Consider the following 17,175-nt stretch of genomic DNA (forward strand, 5'->3'; position numbering starts at 1 on the left):
CCCGTATTCCCCTCGCCCCACCCCTTTGGCCGCCGGGGTCGGGCTCGAATCCGTTGCTGAACGCCGGCATCGCCTTTTCTGGACCGCCGCCAAGCGCTCCGGGGGCGTACTTTTGATTGCTGCATTGTTTGTTGCGGTAGTCTCTCAACGCGAGCGGTTGGACTCGCTTGGAAAGGCCGTTCACAGCTATGGAAAATCGACGTCGCCGGAACAACCTGGGCCCTCGCCGAGCGCGAACTTACCGCCGAACCCGCCTACGCCGCAACCAGGTTCGCTGCTGCCGAGAGAGTACGGCATCTACGCGGTTGGCGATAGCTCATTAACTGAATTGCAGCTGCTGCCCGGACGCCCGCCTGACATCCGGATCGCTGTTTCGGCTGCGTTCAAGCTTCCCAGGAGTGCAAGCCTCCCGAATGGACACCCCAAGTTCCTGGTGTTTCGGCGCGATGTGGCGACGAATATATTCGAGCGAGCCGAGGTGCGCGTGATCGCAAAGATCACACGCGAATTTTCCAGCGAAGCTGCTGGAAAACGGCCCGGCGAAGATGATGTCTGGGTCATCAGAAATTTCTCGTATTCATACCGGGTTTCTCCGGTGCCTGAGAACTCCGAGATGTACGAGGTCCACAGTGAGGATCCGGGGCTGGAGCTCCCTCCGGGCAATTACGCGCTTATCCTCAAGAACCAGGCCTACTACTTCAGCGTCGCTGGCGAGATTGCCGATTCCAGGCAGTGCATAGAGCGGGTTGTCACTACAAACGGCACCTTTTATTCGGCTTGCAAGAAGCCGTAGCTCTTTCAAATATGCCCGCCGATGCCTAGCTCTGTGTGGGACGATTTACGGCCCAAACGAGGGAGGTTCCGATGAAACCGAAACTATTTGCGATCTTGCCGCTTATTTTATCTCTCGCCGCACCGGCCTTTGCCCAAGGGACGCAGCAGAAGAACACGTCAGTCCGAACACAAGGCTCTACAGCTGGAACCCGACCGCCGGTGGCGACGCAGCCCAGCAACAATCCGTTTCAGAACCCGATTGGCCAGGGAGTGCCGCCCGCGGCTTCGTCGAATCCCAACGCCAACAGCAACCGAACCAACGTGCCGCGCTAGATAGCTCAGAGATCGTGAATGGTGGTCTGGGCCAACTTCACTCCAGCTTGACTTCCACTTCGATCACGGACGTTCCATTAGCGCCAAGCGAGCTGCCGCTGATCGATAAGGCGAAATGATCGGAGCCTTTTTCAATTAGGTCGGCGATATAGCGGAACGATGGGCCACCCAGAACTAAACGACCCGATTTCGGCACTTCGACGATTGCTATCTTGTCGATCATCAATGTCGACCAGCGCAGCCCTTGGATGCATTGGGCGCCGGATTTCAACGTCATTGACCAGCGCACAGTGTCAGATCGCAGCTTGAATGGCTGCGGGTGGAGGATGCACACGCCCCCTGCAGAGACTTCGGTCGGCGCCCCCATCATTGTCTGGATTAGAAACACACCTACTCTCAATCGGATAAGTGGGGTCATGAAATGCTTCTTGGGCTGATCTGCACCGGTCCACTGCGCGATGGATGACGTGGTCGGATCTGGAACTGCATCACCTCGGCCACGCTTCGTCTGTCAAAAATACTCCTGGTGATTAGTATGATCGTGCAAGCTCCCACTCCAATGCACTCCCGATGATCGCCTCCAGACTGTCGAACTTTGGTCTCCAGTCTAGTTGCGAGATTGCCACGCTGGGATCTGCGATGACTCTAGCCGGATCACCTGGCCGCCGTGCCGCCTTGCGAATGTCGAACTTCTTACCTGATATCTGTTCAACGGCGTTTAGGACCTCCAGCACAGAATAGCCGCGGCCATAGCCGCAATTCGCAATTATATTTCCTCCACCATTTCTTAGACGTGCCAACGCAAGTCGGTGAGCGTCAGCTAGATCCTTAACATGGATATAGTCCCGGACGCAGGTCCCATCTGAAGTGGGATAGTCAGTCCCGAATACCTCGACGAACGGCCTTTTACCAATCGCTGCCTCGCTTGCCGCCTTGATCAGGTGACTAGCGCCTCGCGTCGACTGTCCGATGCCTCTCTGCGGATCGGCTCCCGCTACATTGAAGTATCGCAGGACCGCGTAGCTGATTGGATGCACTCTGGAAACATCTTCCAGCATCCACTCCGACATCAGCTTGGATCGTCCATAAGGTGACTGCGGCAGACGTGGATCGCCTTCCTTGACGGGGAGCGATCCCTCCGAGCTATAAACCGCCGCGGTCGAAGAAAAGATAAAATGCGGTACACGGCACGCGACGGCGGCCTCGATCAGGGTTCGCGTCTTGCTTGCATTGTTCAAATAATAACGAAGCGGATTCGCCATCGATTCGGGAACGACTATCGATCCGGCGAAGTGGATGATTGCATCGATGTTGTGCTCGACGATGAGGCGGGATACCAGAGACGCGTCGCCCACATCTCCAATAACCAGCTCAGAACTTGATGAAACGGCGGCTTCGAACCCGGTGGAGAGATCGTCGAGAACAACAACGGTTTCGCCGGCGTCAACCAGGTCAAGGACCGTTTGGCTGCCGATATAGCCTGCCCCCCCAGTCACCAAGGTTGCCATGTGGGATGCCCGTCCGCAGCGCGTCAATTGCAGGGAGGCGATTTTGCCCGGCGCCGGTATACGCGTTCGAGCCGATGGATAAACCATCGTCCGACTTCGAACGTGGCGATCATAGCGAAGCGCAGGTTCCGCGTGACGGAGACAAGCGCTTTTTGCGCTTGATAATCGCGTACGAGGTCACTCACCATCTCATCCTTGTAATATCTGACCCACACTCGCCGTCCGAGGAGACGTTCATCCTCCAGCACGGTGCCGGCCGTGAGGGCTCTTTGGCGATCATTAATACAGAGCACCCATTTCAGCATGACGGACGGATCTGCGGACATGTTCTGCCCGTGCCAACGATAGAGTGCAACGACCTCGGAGTGAGAACGAACCGGATGCTTCCTAGCCATGCGGAAATAGACGTCATAATCCTCACAACGCGGCAAGGACGCATCAAACGCCCCGATGTCACACAATTTCAGCCGGTCGTAAACTACAGTTGCATGCATCCCTATGACATTACCCGTCAAAAAGGTGCGGAAGGAGTCGATCCCCATTTCCGAGTAAACGTCTCCCCCGAGCGGCTCTCCTTGAGTTCCGATGCGGCGGTGCGCGCCATAGACTAGACCTGCGGGCGGGTTAAGAGCATGGCAGGTCAGGCCGGCGCGAGCCGCATTCGGCATCAACAGATCATCCGCATCCAGGAAGACGATGTACGACGATGAACACGCCTTGAGCCCAGTGTTGCGCGCCGCCCCAAGTCCAGCATTGGGTTGTGTGACTAACCTAACGCCTGGGTAACGGGCCACAACTGACGCCGGATTGTCCGTTGATCCGTCGTCCACGACGATGATCTCATCAAATGGCACGGTCTGGGCAAATCCGCTTTCGATTGACGCGGAGAGAAAATGAGCCTGCTGATACGTATTGATTACGAGTGCGATTGAACCTGTCATAGAACTCTTCAAGGGCTGGGTCGATTGGGTTCACGAGCCAGCATCTCTCAGCGGCCAGTTCCCGAAATAAAATTAATATTGGATGCGTTTCCTGGCTACACATAGCTGGAAAACCGGGACCTGACCACTTGGCTTCGCCCGTTAGCTTAACGGCACCTGGGCAGGACGGTACGGGGACGTTTTGGATAATTTGGATGTTCCCGACGGGATCTGCTAAAAGGGCTGCCACGATGGCACTGGTCAGCGTTCTTATTCCTGCATACAATGCACGGCAAACGATTGCCGAAACGCTCAGGACTGTGCAGCAGCAGACCTACGGCGACCTCGAGATCATCGTGGTCGACGACGGATCCACCGACGACACCGCAGACATTGTGTCTCAGTTCGGTCGTCAAGATCCCCGGATACTCCTGATACGTCAGTCGAATGCCGGCGTTGCAGTTGCTCGAAATACGGCTCTTGCGAGTTCCAAAGGCTCCCTGATCGCCCCGCTGGACGCCGACGATCTTTGGCATCCGTACAAAATCGAACGACAAGTCGCCAATCTGCGCAAAGCGCCCGTTGACGTCGGATTCGACTATTGCTGGTTTGTCGACGTAGACGCGGACTCGATCATCACCCGCTGCTACGCAAGCCGCTTCGAAGGCGATATTTACCATCCCCTGGTCCTTGGCAACTTCATCGGCAATTCTAGCGTTCCGCTCATACGAAGGGCACTCCTTGAACAGATCGGCGGTTGGGACCCTCGCCTACGCGCAGCCGATGCTCAAGGATGCGAGGATTGGCTCCTGTACCTGCAGATCGCCGAGCGCGCGCGCGCCGTGCTATCACCGGCCTTCTTGGTCGGATACCGTCAGCTCCCCCGGGCGATGTCTAGAAACGTGCGGCAAATGACGCGGTCGTACGAGCTGACGATGAGTTATGCCCGGACAAGCCGCCCCACTGCCCCCCAAGGTCTATTTGCGCAATCCCGCCGCGATTTCGATATCTACATCTCCGGCATGCGTCACGCGACCGGCGGGGCGAACGCGATCCATCAGACGCTTGCGGCAATGGCGCGTGGTTCACAGAAGGGACAGCCAAGGTTCAACTCATTGAGCGATATGGCCCGCCGGCTTCTTAGGACGCCGCGGCGGGGCCGCCACCTAGACGCGAGCGTCTCACGGCATGGTCGCCCCTTTGGGGTGGTTGACCCGGACGAGCAGTGCCCAATTTGCAACCTAAGCGGATAGATTCGCTGCGTCGGGAAGTCCTTGCGGTGCACAAAATTTACCAAGCACAGGCTAATTGCCGTTGCAAATCGTATTATGAGGCTTCGATCGGTGTATGCTTTCCATTTCCAATGGCATTCGGCACGAGATGAGTTCGGGGCATCCAACCAGCGAGACAGCAGAGCGACCTGATCCCCTCGTCTCTGTTATTATGATTTTCCTAAACGCCGAGACTTTCATGGCGGAGGCGGTTGAAAGCGTCATAGCTCAAACCTATTCCAACTGGGAGCTTTTGCTCGTTGACGACGGGTCAACCGACAAGAGCACAGGAATGGCCTTGGACTACGCGAACCGATTTCCCCGGAAGATTCGATATCTGGAACACGCCGGGCACGTAAATCGTGGAATGAGCGCGACCAGGAACCTCGGAATCGGGATAGCCCGTGGAGAATTGATCTCGTTCATCGATTCGGACGACGTTTGGAAGCCTAACAAGCTGGTCGATCAAGTGGGGATCATGCGGAAGCATCCCGAGCTTGGTATGGTGTGCGGCGCGGTACTTTATTGGGGCAGCTGGACGGGAGACCACGATTTCCTGATCCCGACAGGACACGTTTTCGACCGCCCGGTTCCGCAGCCGGAGGCCCTGCTTGCGCTTTACCCACTCGGGAAGGCAGACGCACCATGTCCCTCCGACGTCATGATCCGGGCCGACGTCCTCGCGCGCATCGGGGGATTTGAGGAGCACTTTACGGGCGAAAAACAAGCCTATGAAGACCAGGGATGCTTCTCCAAGCTCTACTTGGAAGCATCCGTTTTCTTCTCCAGCGAGGTCTGGCTGATGTACCGACAGCACAGAGCCTCCTGTCTCACAACGGTGCGCCGCGAGGGGCAGTACGGAGTTGTGCGGCTGTACTATCTGTCATGGCTCAAACGCTACTTGAAATCCAAGGGGGTGACGGAGCCCCGCATCGATGAAGCCATCGATCGCTCGATGTGGCGTTATGCGCACCCAGTGATCTACAGCTTTCTCACGTTCCCTTACGAATTGCTTGAGCGGATCCTTAGGCGCCTCGGGAAACATCATCTGCTCCATCGCCGTACGCCCTTCAGGCCAACTAACCAGTCTGGTCGCGTCTGAGCCTTGCGCAGCTACGGACCGGGCGCCCGCAGATTGGCCGAATGAGATAGCCGTACGATGCCATGCTCTCTGAGGTAAGGCCAAGATGCATCATTAACTGTTGTTGGGATGACTTCGAAGCTTAGGCACGTTTCCGTGGACAATCTTGGCTCTTCTTCTCCCCAGGCAAAGAGTGAATAACCAGCGAGATATGTCCCTGGCAATAAGCCTAGGGAACGTACGTTGAACACAACTTCGACGGTCTCCGAGATGTCGAACTGGTCGACGCCTTCCGCAAGGCTTTCAAGAGATGAGATCAGCACTCCCTCCTGATCAAATATGCGGACCTGCGCGACGCCACGTTTGAACGGTCGCTTAGCCCCTAACCGAAGCACAAAATCGTAGTCTCCTCCGAACTTGAGATGAGCACATACCGTCTCGGACGATGGTTCGACAATACGGAGCTCTCCCCAAAGATGATCCGTCTCAGTTCGTTCGCCCTGAACCGATTGTGGCGTGGAGGCTTTCAGGTAGCAATCGATGGCCGCTGAGGAGGGACCAATTTGTTTTACATGTCCGCCCTCCAGAAAGACGGCCATATCGCAGAGCTGGCGGACCATTGCCATGTTATGACTGACAAACAGAACAGTTCGGCCCTCCCCTGCAGCGTCTTTCATCTTGGCAAGCGATTTTCGCTGGAAATCTGCATCACCGACCGCCAAAACTTCATCGACCAATAGGATATCGGGCTCGAGATACGCGGCAATCGCGAAGGCGAGGCGGACATACATTCCCGACGAATAGCGCTTGACGGGCGTTTCCATGACGGCTCCAATGTCAGCGAATTGGATGATGCGATCTAGCTTTGATGTAATCTCAGACTTGCTCATTCCGAGGATCGCGCCGTTCAGATAGATATTCTCAATTCCGTCCAGCTCAGGATGAAAACCCGCACCTACCTCTAGCAGACTGCCTACTCGCCCCCTGAGCCGAGCCTCTCCCTGGTCGGGCTCCGTGATCGAGGTCAGCACCTTCAGAAGCGTCGTCTTGCCCGAGCCATTGCGCCCGATAATTCCGCAAACACTCCCGACCGGAACCGTGAACGTCACATTGTTGAGCGCGTAAAACTCACCGCTCGGTCGTGCTGGCCGCTCCTCTCCAAAGCGATCAAGAAACCGAAGGACTTCCTCTTTCAGAGAAGTCACGCCTATAGCCCCTCGCCGATATCGCTTCGAGAGACCTTCGACCTCAATTGCTAGCTGATGCTGCATCTCAGATCGTATCCATGACTGTGCGCTCAACGCGCTGGTAAAGCAGAACACCACATCCCAGAGCAACAGACGTCGTGAAAAGGGAGGCCAGGAGCTGGCCCGGCGTAAGCATCGAGTCACCGAGGAGGCACCAACGGCTTTCCTCGACGATGGTTGTCAACGGGTTAGCAAAGCTCGCCAGTACCCTAAACTGCTCTGGAATAGCAGAGAAAGGATAGAGTACCGGGGTTACAAACATCGAGACCTGGACTAAAAACGGCGTCATCAAAGCTAGATCGCGGTACTTGGCGGTTGACGCGCCAAGGAGGAGACCTATCGCAAGAGAAAAGGCCGCAAGGTGCAGCACGACCATTGGAAATGCGACAATGCGCCATGAGAGACCGTCGGCCTTTCCGAGTCGTTGGAAGACGATGAGGAACGCAAGCACGACGAAGAACTGAATCAAGAGTGCCACCGCATTGGAGATCAGTGACGACAATGGGACAATGATCCGGGGAAAGTAGACCTTGCTGAAGAGGTGTTCGTTTTGGATGAAGACCTGGCTCGCAGTGTAGATGACCTGAGAGAAATAGGACCACACGATCAGCCCCGAGAGATAGAATAGTGGTGCGGGCTGATTTGCTGTCGACACCCCCGCGACACCGCTGACCGTGATGGTGAACACAGCCGTCCACACGAGAGGCTGAAGGACCAGCCAGCCGGGGCCAAGTAGGGTTTGCTTATGCCGAACCTTGATGTCGCGCAGGGCAAACAGAAATAAAAGATCTCTGTGTCCCCATGCGCGCCGCAGGTCGAGGTCGAACCAGCTGCTCCGACGCCTGACGATCGTGATTCGCTTTAGACTTCCCGTCATAGCGAGCGATCCTCAATCCTCATCTGAAACTCGTCGGCCTCCCAATTTCCCACGTAGATCCGCGGAAGCGCAAGGGGAGCGGCATTGCGGCCGACAGAGCGAGCGTCCACCGTGCAGGCAAGATCGAAACCGGCCTGTCTAACCGCTCGCACCGTCGCGTCACTATGATCACCGAACGGATAGGCAAAAGTCCGCACCGCAGTGCCTGCGAGTTCTTCGCAGGCCCGCCGACTTTCGGCAATCTCCCTGAACTGAAAGTCCGCGCTGTGCCGCGGCAAACTCGGATGCGTCACCGTGTGGGCCCCAATCGTGATCAAATCGCCCGAGATATTGCGAACCTCTTGAGCCGTCATGGCCCGATGCATCTCACGAACCGTGAGATCGCAGGACGACCATGAGCCGATTTTCGCGAGGAGCTGCGACTGAGCATCGTGATGAAGCACTCGCAAAGCTCCCCACACCTCATTGAAGATGCGATTGCGCGCTTCGGAATCTGAGAACAGCGGCACCGCCCAGTGGCACTCTTTGCCGTCGACGTCAAGTGTGAGGCTATTCGGCAAATATTCTAGTTCAAGAAAGACTCGCGCAAGAGCATCCCACCAGAATTCCCTGGCAGTACCGATAATCCCGGTCGTCACGAACAGCGTCATCGGGCAATCTAGCCGCTGCAATATCGGCCAGGCGTTTGAATAGACATCATGATAGCCGTCGTCGAAAGTCACTGCTGCAAGAGGCCTGTCCGATGGCGCACGGCTCCGTTCCAGATCAAGCAATTCGTAGAGATGTACGACACGTCGAAAGCGCTTAAGTCGCGCGATCTGCTGCTCAAAGTTTGCGGGATGCACCGCCAGCCCCCAAGGGTCTACCGGAATATCCGCGACACGGTGATACATCAGTATGATCGGATCAGCGCCAAAGATCCGCCGCTCAATCGATTGCTTTAGCTTTCGCAGCGGCTGCAGCGTCATTCCAGCGGCCTTTTTGCTGCGGCAGCGACAATAACGGGAAACGACTTGTCGAGCACGTCAAGCTTGGCTGGCGACACTTCATGCAGCGATAATCCTTGCAAGAAGCACGTCGCCGCAAATACGTTCCCGAACGTCTCGACTTCAGTATCTTCTTTCGCGAGCACAGAGGCTAGCAGTCGCTCAAGTGCATTCTCCGTTAAGGACCAATACCAGGTATGTCGCCATGCCCCCCGATCGACCGGAGAAATTCCTGGCACCGTAACAAGGAGCGTTCCGCCCGGCTTCAGAGCCCTGGCAAGCTCGGCCAGCGCCCCGCGCATGTCGAAGATGAGATGCAGCGTTTGTGTGAGGATGATACAATCGAACGCTCGATCCGGCAAAGTACCGGGGACGGAGATATCCCCCACGATGGTAGCGACCGGATGCGTCGCGTCGACATGGAGAACATCACTTTTCTCCACCTGCGTGCCGCCGAACCGAACCGTATATTCATTGTCGCCAATTTCGAGCACCCTGCCGCGGACAGTTGAGGAATTGCGCTCGAGGAAGCGCTCGATAAAGTATCGATCGATCGGCAGCCCCCGGTCGAAACCGAAGTCGACGCTGATCGGTTCCGTCCGTCCGAAATCGCCGAAATCAATGCCGCCAGGCGGAGGCGTCCAAAAGCGACGGGGCATCAGCCGCCCGATCGGAGCGGGGGTCTGGGCGACAAGCCGCAGCAGCTGTAGGCGACCAAATCTCCCCAAGCGACGGAACGGAAAAAAAGCGGTCATACGCAACCACCCAAGTCGAGGCGCGCGTCTGGCGCAGCGAGGTCTTCGAACATGCACCGGCGGTCCAAGCGGCTCATTACGGTATCCATCTATTGTACTTGCTCACGCGATGCAGGCGTGTTCTTGACCAGCCAACTCCGATAGTCATTCGACGCAGCCAAGAAACCATTCTCCAGCAACTCATCGACCGTCGACAGCATCCTTGCCGACTCGAACTTCAGGCAGAGACCCGGCAGCCTCTGCAGTCCGGCCCAATAACCTGAATACTCATCACTCGTCAGATAGCCATATCGTCCACTTGTGACGGCTTCAGCGACTTTTGCATAAAAGGAGTCGATGAACGGAAAGTGGAGAAGAACGCAGGAAAAGTCGGCCAATCTAGCATTCACCGCATGGTGCCAGGCGACGAACGGCTTTATCTTTCCGTCCATTCGAAACAACGAAACCTTCGTTAGACCATTATTCGTTCCGAAGACTTTCTTCCTGATACCCCCATAGTGGGTCATGATCGCGGGGTTGCTGACTTCTCCGAACGTATAAGGCGACTTATCGATCGTTGACACGTCGTAAAACGGATATTGTAAACGTAGATCGATCCCTCGCTGGATGCTCGCCTTAGAGATTGACCTGTCACTGAACATATCGAGCATCTGGGTGATCACAGCATTGAAACCTCGTCCGTCGAGGTAGTCTATCAAAGCCGGCAAACACAGTTTAGTAGACCCAGGGAAGTCGAATTGCTCGTCCACGTCCACGCACAGGCACCACCGATCCCGGCAGTAAGTGTCCGCCAGATAGCGCTTCATTGTGTTTTCATAAGCGTGGTAGGGAACAGAGCTCGCCAGCAGCGTGACGTCGACCTGGCTGGCAAGCACTTCGATCGAACGATCACTCGATCCATTGTCGAGAATGACGAAATGTTTAACGCCCATCGCTCTGTGATGAGCCAAAAAAGACTCTAGCCATGGCTCGCCGTTTCGCAATACGCTGATAATTGTTACGTCGCGAGGCTCAGAATGAACATCGGCAGGCCCGCTAAGATGCCGGACGCGGAACGGCAATAGCAGCCCCCTCAATCCGAATTGGATGGCATCGATCTTGTTTACGCGTCCGAACAGGGAGCGAAGGCTATCAAGAAACATGGCAGAGTATGCTCCTCATGCTCCGCCAAGCTCCGGCAAAAACTCCCGCTGCTTGAGCATTGTCGGGTCGGTGAACCAATTCATCGAAAGGTTGCGCTTTGAGTGGCAAAATGATGATCGCGCCACCTCAACGCGGTCTTCACAATGAAACTGATATCCGAGTTGGTCGGCTGCCAACCCAACTCTCCCGCAGCCTTTGCGAATGATGCAACGAGCTTCGGCGGATCCCCTTCTCGGCGTGGCCCATACCGCAGGGCCGGCGCAGTGCCGGTGACGCGAGCTACCGTGTCCACTAACTCAAACACGCTGGTGCCCACGCCTGTACCGAGATTGTAAACGAAAGCTCCGTCCCGCCTCATCAACATCTCACCAGCGAGCAAATGTGCCTTTGCGAGATCGACCACATGAATATAGTCCCTGATCGCGCTTCCATCAGGAGTAGGGAAATCTGTTCCGAAAACCGTGAACGGACGCTCCGGATCTCGGGCAGCTTCGATCACCAGCGGAATGGCATGCGTCTCGGGTTCATGGTGTTCACCGATTTCACCGTCCGGATCGCAGCCCGCCGCGTTAAAGTACCTTAAGCAAACAGAGGACAAGCCGTAGGCCCTACTGTAGTTCTCCAGCATGCGCTCAATGATCATCTTACTCCAGCCGTAGGGGTTGATTGGCACTTGCGGATGGTTCTCGTCGATCGGCACAACCTCGGGAATGCCATAGCTCGCGCATGTGCTGGAAAACAAAATGCGAGAGCATCCGGTCTCGCGCATCGATCCAAGCAAGGCGAGTGTACCGGCCACATTATTCTCATAGTAAATTGCCGGCTCTGTTACTGACTCGCCAACGTATGCAAACGCGGCGAAGTGCGCAACCAGGTCGGGTTTGTAGGTCGCCAGTGCGCCGCGCACCGTGCTTGAATCGCGAATATCGCATTCGACCAAAGGGCCCCATCGGACCGCATCGCGCCAGCCGCGCGACAGATTGTCGATCGTTACTACATTCCAGCCCGCGTTTGCGAAGACCTTGGCGCAGTGTGCGCCCACGTAACCCGCGCCACCCGTAACAATCACTGTTTTTGTCATCTCACTGCACGAGTCCTTCAGAACGCAGTAAACCATCGAAATATGCAATCGTCTTCGCTAGGCCGTCGCGCAGTTGGACGGAGGGAGACCATCCCAGCGTTCGGCGCGCGCGATCGATATTGGGCTGCCGCTGTCGCGGATCGTCGATTGGAAGCGGTTTGAAATCAATGGAGGAACTCGATCCGACAAGCTCGATCACTAGTTGAGCGAGTTCGATCATACTGGACTCAGTCGGATTGCCTAAATTAAACGGCCCGGTTACGTCGTCCCCCGTATCCATCAGGCGCAAAAGCCCATCGATCAGATCATCAACATAGCAGAATGATCGCGTCTGAGTGCCATCTCCATAGATCGTAATCGGCTGGTTCGTCAGCGCCTGTACGATGAAGTTCGAAACGACGCGCCCGTCGCTGGGCCGCATTCTCGGACCATAAGTGTTGAATATGCGTGCCACCTTAATTGAAAGGTTGTGCTGACGTCTGTAGTCAAAGAACAGTGTCTCAGCACAACGCTTGCCTTCGTCGTAGCAAGATCGCGGGCCGATCGGGTTCACTCTACCCCAATACGATTCTTCTTGGGGGTGCACTTCAGGATCGCCGTAGACTTCCGATGTTGACGCCTGCAGGATTTTCGCGTTTACCCGTTTGGCCAGACCAAGCATGTTGATTGAACCGTGAACGCTCGTCTTCGTCGTCTGGACGGGATCGTGTTGGTAGTGAATCGGACTGGCAGGGCACGCCAAATTGAAAATCTGGTCCACCTCAACGTAGAGAAGGAAGGTAATATCGTGCCTCAAGAACTCGAAACGAGATGAGGTTAACAGTTCCCGGATGTTCTCCTTCGAGCCGGTATAGAGATTATCGACGCAAATAACATCGTTTCCGGCCTGGATTAATTTTTCGCACAAATGGGAGCCGAGAAATCCCGCGCCGCCGGTGACCAAAATATTCTTAGCATGGCGTTCCACTAAATCTAACCCTTTGAAATGGTAACACGTTTACCCTATTGTCTTAGTCTTGTCGCAATGCGATCCGTCAACCGATAAAACTCTAAGAGATTGCCGCTCATAGTACAGTTCAATTCAAGTTAACTATTAAGATAGTGTCGTGCATTCCTCGTATCCTGTAACCGACAAGGTCGTTTCGGTAATCGTGCCGGCGTTTAACGCCGCTAGCACCATTCGCGAAACTGTGAAGAGCGCACTAAACCAGACCTACCGGAATATCGAAGTCCTCATCGTCGACGACGGATCATCAGACGACACAAAAGCGATCGCGGCAGAGCTCATCCAGAGCGATGCGAGAGTTCGCTACATCCATAAACAGAATGGTGGCGTGGCGTCGGCTCGCAATCGAGGAATTGCCGAGGCTAAGGGAGATTTCGTCGCCACGCTAGACGCAGATGACCTCTGGTATCCAACGAAGTTAGCGCGACAGATGGAACGATTCGCACTGGGGGGTCCAAACACCGCACTCGTATACGCGTGGTGTTGCTGGATCGACTCCGCGGGCAACGTCACGGGGTCTGCTCCGCCAACCCGCCTGGAAGGCAACATCGTCGCGGAAATGTGTCTCGGCAACGTCGTTATCAGCGGCAGCAATGCCCTCATAAGACGAAATGTAATAATCGCTGTCGGTGGCTTCGACGAATCGCTCCGCTCCCGCGGAGGTCAGGGCTGTGAAGACTGGAAGCTCTACATGCAAGTCGCGGAGCGATATGAAATAGCAATGGTACCTGAGTATCTGATTGGATATCGCGTCCAACCAGGTTCAATGTCGGACGATTTTGAACAGATGATGCGATCAAGGCGCCTGGTTGAAACCGAGTTCACCTCCTCTCATCCTGAGTTAGCCGTCCATTTTGCGCACGGCGAGGCTATACTCGCGCGGTCGCTTGCTGTTCGCGCCATCGATCGCGGCCAGATTTTCGACGCGATCGGCTTGCTGACAAATCACTCACGGGGAAGATTCATAGCCGGCTTCGCATCGCTCATGTGGCTGATGGCCGGTTCTATCCGACGTGCAATCCGGTGGCTGGGAAGACACGATCATTCAGCGACTGCTAAATTTCTTCCGAATTCTTCAGACTCCGCTGACAAGTTTCCATACGCCAGACCGTATAATTAGATGGACATCCGAGCGAGCGGTTCGGGCGGGCACCATCTAATGTTGACCTGCTTGTTACGACCGTTCCGGCGCGAGTTTATCGGTCAGGTAGAAACGGTCCGACGGGCTTCAGCAATCACTCTTCCGCCAGCCGATTTCGCTACGGCGGCCCGGAGATAAACGTCCGGCCGGAAAGGAGCGAACGTTCGAATAGTTCCTGAAGGCACGATCCCCTTTGCAGGCATAGAAAGCACCTGGCTTCACATCGCCGAGTCCCTGCATCAAAGACCAACCGCAGTCGTGCCGATCTCGAACAATTATTTCCATTTGCATCTCGTCTCCGACTCCACCGTGAGACGCCATGACATCGCCCGACGCGAAGCTGAGAAGCCCTTTGTATGAAGCCGGTGTGGTTTGTGGATTTCTGTGGAGCTTATGTTTCCCGCATCTCCAAGACCCCGACCTCGCGGCGAATTCGGGATTTGGGAGAGAATAATGCAGCCTTCGCCCCCCGCCAACCACGCGATCGTCCTCGGATCGGCCAGCGCCGGAGACAGCGCAGCTAACGATGCAACAAACCACCCGAAATACTCAAGACCATCGCGTGCTCCGCCCACTTAACGCGGCAGTCACCACTCAAGCGCCGAGGCCGAAACCATGTCGCCAGTATGTTGTACAAACCTTTGTCATCATTCTGAAAATTCGCTAGTGTCAAGCAGCACCTGAAAACAAGTGTCCCGACGTTTGTCGAACGCGAGATCGGGCTTGCTACTCCAATCAAAATTCCGCCGAATTAGCGGTAAAGGAATGACGAGTGGACATTCGCTGCATGACGCGTCATGTACTTCCGAAGAAGCAGTTCATTCCAAATACCCGGCAGGTGCCTCTTGAAAATTCTGGTTCACGACTATGCCGGCCATCCTTTCCAAGTCGACCTGAGCCGCGAGCTCGCTGCACGAGGCCATCAGGTTACACATACCTATTTCCAGGGCGACCATGGCCCGAAGGGGCGCCTTCATCGGTCCTCCTGTGACCCCGTCGGTCTATCTTTCAACGGGGTGACCTTATCGCGCCCGTACGACAAAGCCTCGTTCGTCAAGCGGAGGTTTGACGACGTAGCCTATGGCAAAGCCATTGCAAAAGTGATTCTGTCACTTAAGCCCGACCTCGTCATCTCGGGAAATACACCCACCGAAGCTCAATCGTCGGTGGTGAAGGCCTCGCGAAAGAGCGGCGCATCCTTCGTGTTCTGGGTTCAGGATTTCTACAGCATTGCCGTTTCCAAGCTGCTGCGAAGAAAGTTGGGTGCCGTCGGCGCCGCAATTGGCGGATATTATTCTTTTCTCGAGCGCGGCCAGTTTGTCCAATCCGATGCGATCGTTGTCATCACCGATCCCTTCGCTGAGATCGTCAAGAAATGGGTCAAAACCAAGGACAAGGTCTTCACGATCGAGAACTGGGGCGCGTTGGACGAGATTTCTCCGTTGAAAAAGGACAATGATTGGGCACTTCGTCATGGCCTTTCCGACACATTCAACTTCCTTTATTCGGGCACGCTCGCGCTGAAACACAATCCTCAGCTACTCATTGAACTTGCCAAGCAGGTAAAGGGCCAGGCAAATGTTGTCGTCGTGAGCCAAGGCGTGGGCGTCTCCGAGCTTGAGCGCGCAAAAAACGAGCAATCGATCGACAATCTGATCCTATTGCCGCTGCAATCGTTCGCTGATCTGCCCAAAGTTCTTGCAACGTCCGACGTGACGGTTGCGACAATTGAACCAGATGCCGGCATGTTTTCTGTTCCCTCGAAGGTGCAGTCATATTTCTGCGCCCAACGTGCGGTATTGTTGGCAGCCCCAGCCGAGAATCTCGCTTCCATAGTGGTGCGCAAGAACGGAGCGGGACTTGTGGTCGATCCAACCGACAAGGGAGGTTTTTTGCATTGCGCGATGCAATTGATGAAAGACGATGCTCTGCGCGGCGGAGCCGCGGAACGTGGTAGGAAATTTGCTTTGAACAATTACGATATAAAGCGGGTGACTGATCAGTTTGAAGAGGTGTTTGAATATGCTTATCTTGCTAGAAACTCGAGAAAGGGAACTTCATGACTAAGACTGCCCTGGTTTGCGGTGCAGGTGGTTTCATCGGCGGGCACCTCGTCAAACGGCTCAAGCGCGAAGGTTTCTGGGTCCGCGGTGTGGATCTGAAATTCCCGCCATTTGCCGAGACCGAAGCCGACGATTTCGCCGTCGGCGATCTCCGCGACCAGTCCTTCTGCCGCCAAATCACGGACCGCAGGTTCGACGAGGTCTATCAGCTCGCCGCGGATATGGGCGGAGCCGGCTACATTTTTACCGGCGAGCATGACGCCGACGTGATGCATAACTCGGCAACTATCAACCTGAACATGCTCGATGCCTGCCAGAAGCGGAACATGCTCGGCGTGTTCTATTCCTCCTCCGCCTGCATGTATCCGGAGCACAACCAGACGGATCCCAACAATCCAAACTGCGCCGAGGATTCGGCCTACCCCGCCAATCCAGACAGCGAATATGGTTGGGAAAAGCTGTTCTCCGAACGGCTCTATCTCGCCTATAACCGCAATCACGGCATGCGCAATCGCGTCGCCCGCTATCACAACATCTTCGGCCCCGAGGGCACTTGGGATGGCGGCAAGGAGAAGGCGCCCGCTGCGGTCTGCCGCAAGGTCGCGCAGGCCACCAATGGCGGCGATGTGGAGATCTGGGGCGACGGCACCCAGACCCGCTCCTTCCTCTACATCGACGAATGCCTCGAGGGCTCGATCCGCCTGACGCGGTCGGAGTTCGAAGGGCCGGTCAATGTCGGGTCGGAGGAGATGGTCACCATCAATCAGCTCGTGGACATCGTCGCCGATATCGCCGGGAAGCGAATTCACAAGAAGCACATCCCCGGACCGCTCGGCGTGCGCGGCCGCAACTCGGACAATCGGCTGATCGAGCAGAAGCTCGGCTGGAAACCTTCAGCGACGCTGCGCTCGGGCCTCGAGAAGACCTATCAGTGGATCGAGCGGCAGGTGCACCGGAACCGGGTCGCGGCCTAATGCCAATCTTTTCTT

At 55.8% G+C, this 17,175-nt stretch carries 17 protein-coding genes; 7 read left to right on the top strand and 10 right to left on the bottom strand.

Annotated elements, in window-relative coordinates; genetic code table 11:
• On the top strand, positions 1–793 hold a 793-nt coding region (locus tag GWG67_RS25055; protein WP_275172019.1), incomplete at its 5' end, for a hypothetical protein.
• A gap of 71 nt (positions 794–864) precedes the next feature.
• On the top strand, positions 865–1,107 hold the full coding sequence (locus GWG67_RS25060; protein ID WP_275172020.1) for a hypothetical protein: 243 nt from the start codon (positions 865–867) through the stop codon (positions 1,105–1,107).
• 37 nt (positions 1,108–1,144) lie between these two features.
• On the opposite strand, the gene GWG67_RS25065 is transcribed toward GWG67_RS25060, so the two are convergent.
• The 3 genes from GWG67_RS25065 to GWG67_RS25075 all read right to left on the bottom strand — a co-directional run bounded on the left by GWG67_RS25065 (position 1,145) and on the right by GWG67_RS25075 (position 3,556).
• Positions 1,145–1,525, bottom strand: a complete 381-nt coding sequence (locus GWG67_RS25065; protein ID WP_275172021.1) for a hypothetical protein — start codon at positions 1,523–1,525, stop codon at positions 1,145–1,147.
• Positions 1,526–1,637: 112 nt separating this feature from the next.
• Positions 1,638–2,615 carry a UDP-glucose 4-epimerase GalE gene (gene galE / locus GWG67_RS25070; protein WP_275172022.1) on the bottom strand — a complete coding sequence of 326 codons (978 nt, stop codon included), beginning with the start codon at positions 2,613–2,615 and terminating at the stop codon, positions 1,638–1,640.
• Between the two features lie 23 nt (positions 2,616–2,638).
• Positions 2,639–3,556: a glycosyltransferase gene (locus GWG67_RS25075; RefSeq protein WP_275172023.1), complete on the bottom strand. Its 918-nt coding sequence runs from the start codon at positions 3,554–3,556 to the stop codon at positions 2,639–2,641.
• A 230-nt stretch (positions 3,557–3,786) separates the two neighbouring features.
• On the opposite strand from GWG67_RS25075, the gene GWG67_RS25080 reads away from it, so the two are divergent.
• Together GWG67_RS25080 and GWG67_RS25085 are read left to right on the top strand one after the other, a co-directional pair.
• Entirely contained in the window at positions 3,787–4,788 is a 1,002-nt protein-coding gene (locus GWG67_RS25080) for a glycosyltransferase family A protein (RefSeq protein ID WP_275172024.1), read from the top strand.
• 94 nt (positions 4,789–4,882) lie between these two features.
• A complete protein-coding gene (locus GWG67_RS25085) occupies positions 4,883–5,908 on the top strand; it encodes a glycosyltransferase family 2 protein (protein ID WP_275172025.1) in 1,026 nt (341 codons plus the stop codon).
• Between the two features lie 11 nt (positions 5,909–5,919).
• Here GWG67_RS25085 and GWG67_RS25090 read toward each other — a convergent pair whose 3' ends face one another.
• The 7 genes from GWG67_RS25090 to GWG67_RS25120 form a co-directional block, all read right to left on the bottom strand.
• Positions 5,920–7,092 carry a polysaccharide ABC transporter ATP-binding protein gene (locus GWG67_RS25090; protein ID WP_275172026.1) on the bottom strand — a complete coding sequence of 391 codons (1,173 nt, stop codon included), beginning with the start codon at positions 7,090–7,092 and terminating at the stop codon, positions 5,920–5,922.
• A gap of 67 nt (positions 7,093–7,159) precedes the next feature.
• A complete protein-coding gene (locus GWG67_RS25095) occupies positions 7,160–8,011 on the bottom strand; it encodes an ABC transporter permease (RefSeq protein WP_275172027.1) in 852 nt (283 codons plus the stop codon).
• The gene (locus GWG67_RS25100; RefSeq protein WP_275172028.1) at positions 8,008–8,979 is read right to left on the bottom strand and encodes a polysaccharide deacetylase family protein; all 972 of its coding nucleotides are present in this window, start codon (positions 8,977–8,979) and stop codon (positions 8,008–8,010) included. The genes GWG67_RS25095 and GWG67_RS25100 overlap by 4 nt, the downstream gene beginning before the upstream one ends.
• The gene (locus GWG67_RS25105) at positions 8,976–9,752 is read right to left on the bottom strand and encodes a methyltransferase domain-containing protein (protein WP_275172029.1); all 777 of its coding nucleotides are present in this window, start codon (positions 9,750–9,752) and stop codon (positions 8,976–8,978) included. Before GWG67_RS25105 ends, GWG67_RS25100 begins: the two co-directional genes overlap by 4 nt.
• A gap of 89 nt (positions 9,753–9,841) precedes the next feature.
• A complete protein-coding gene (locus tag GWG67_RS25110) occupies positions 9,842–10,894 on the bottom strand; it encodes a glycosyltransferase family 2 protein (protein WP_275172030.1) in 1,053 nt (350 codons plus the stop codon).
• An 80-nt stretch (positions 10,895–10,974) separates the two neighbouring features.
• Positions 10,975–11,976, bottom strand: coding sequence for a UDP-glucose 4-epimerase GalE (gene galE / locus GWG67_RS25115; RefSeq protein WP_275172031.1), 1,002 nt, complete (start codon positions 11,974–11,976; stop codon positions 10,975–10,977).
• A 1-nt stretch (position 11,977) separates the two neighbouring features.
• Complete coding sequence (locus tag GWG67_RS25120) at positions 11,978–12,943, bottom strand: UDP-glucuronic acid decarboxylase family protein (RefSeq protein ID WP_275172032.1); 966 nt, start codon at positions 12,941–12,943, stop codon at positions 11,978–11,980.
• Between the two features lie 139 nt (positions 12,944–13,082).
• Here GWG67_RS25120 and GWG67_RS25125 point away from each other — a divergent pair, with 139 nt between their 5' ends.
• From GWG67_RS25125 to GWG67_RS25135, 3 genes are all read left to right on the top strand, one after another.
• Positions 13,083–14,102 (top strand): glycosyltransferase family 2 protein, encoded by a 1,020-nt coding sequence (locus GWG67_RS25125; RefSeq protein WP_275172033.1) that lies wholly within the window; start codon positions 13,083–13,085, stop codon positions 14,100–14,102.
• An 866-nt stretch (positions 14,103–14,968) separates the two neighbouring features.
• The gene (locus GWG67_RS25130; RefSeq protein WP_275172034.1) at positions 14,969–16,186 is read left to right on the top strand and encodes a glycosyltransferase family 4 protein; all 1,218 of its coding nucleotides are present in this window, start codon (positions 14,969–14,971) and stop codon (positions 16,184–16,186) included.
• Entirely contained in the window at positions 16,183–17,160 is a 978-nt protein-coding gene (locus GWG67_RS25135; protein ID WP_275172035.1) for an NAD-dependent epimerase/dehydratase family protein, read from the top strand. The genes GWG67_RS25130 and GWG67_RS25135 overlap by 4 nt, the downstream gene beginning before the upstream one ends.
• Positions 17,161–17,175: the final 15 nt, after the last annotated feature.

It is taken from the genome of Bradyrhizobium sp. CSS354, assembly GCF_029051725.1.
Lineage (GTDB): Bacteria > Pseudomonadota > Alphaproteobacteria > Rhizobiales > Xanthobacteraceae > Bradyrhizobium.

Excerpts from the sequence above, each read along its gene's own strand:
- GWG67_RS25100 (WP_275172028.1), bottom strand. The coding sequence starts at position 8,979 with ATGACGCTGCAGCCGCTGCGAAAGCTAAAGCAATCGATTGAGCGGCGG.
- GWG67_RS25110 (WP_275172030.1), bottom strand. The coding sequence starts at position 10,894 with ATGTTTCTTGATAGCCTTCGCTCCCTGTTCGGACGCGTAAACAAGATC.
- GWG67_RS25075 (WP_275172023.1), bottom strand. The coding sequence starts at position 3,556 with ATGACAGGTTCAATCGCACTCGTAATCAATACGTATCAGCAGGCTCAT.
- galE (WP_275172022.1), bottom strand. The coding sequence starts at position 2,615 with ATGGCAACCTTGGTGACTGGGGGGGCAGGCTATATCGGCAGCCAAACG.
- GWG67_RS25085 (WP_275172025.1), top strand. The coding sequence starts at position 4,883 with ATGCTTTCCATTTCCAATGGCATTCGGCACGAGATGAGTTCGGGGCAT.
- GWG67_RS25105 (WP_275172029.1), bottom strand. The coding sequence starts at position 9,752 with ATGACCGCTTTTTTTCCGTTCCGTCGCTTGGGGAGATTTGGTCGCCTA.
- GWG67_RS25135 (WP_275172035.1), top strand. The coding sequence starts at position 16,183 with ATGACTAAGACTGCCCTGGTTTGCGGTGCAGGTGGTTTCATCGGCGGG.
- GWG67_RS25095 (WP_275172027.1), bottom strand. The coding sequence starts at position 8,011 with ATGACGGGAAGTCTAAAGCGAATCACGATCGTCAGGCGTCGGAGCAGC.
- GWG67_RS25065 (WP_275172021.1), bottom strand. The coding sequence starts at position 1,525 with ATGACCCCACTTATCCGATTGAGAGTAGGTGTGTTTCTAATCCAGACA.
- GWG67_RS25060 (WP_275172020.1), top strand. The coding sequence starts at position 865 with ATGAAACCGAAACTATTTGCGATCTTGCCGCTTATTTTATCTCTCGCC.
- galE (WP_275172031.1), bottom strand. The coding sequence starts at position 11,976 with ATGACAAAAACAGTGATTGTTACGGGTGGCGCGGGTTACGTGGGCGCA.
- GWG67_RS25080 (WP_275172024.1), top strand. The coding sequence starts at position 3,787 with ATGGCACTGGTCAGCGTTCTTATTCCTGCATACAATGCACGGCAAACG.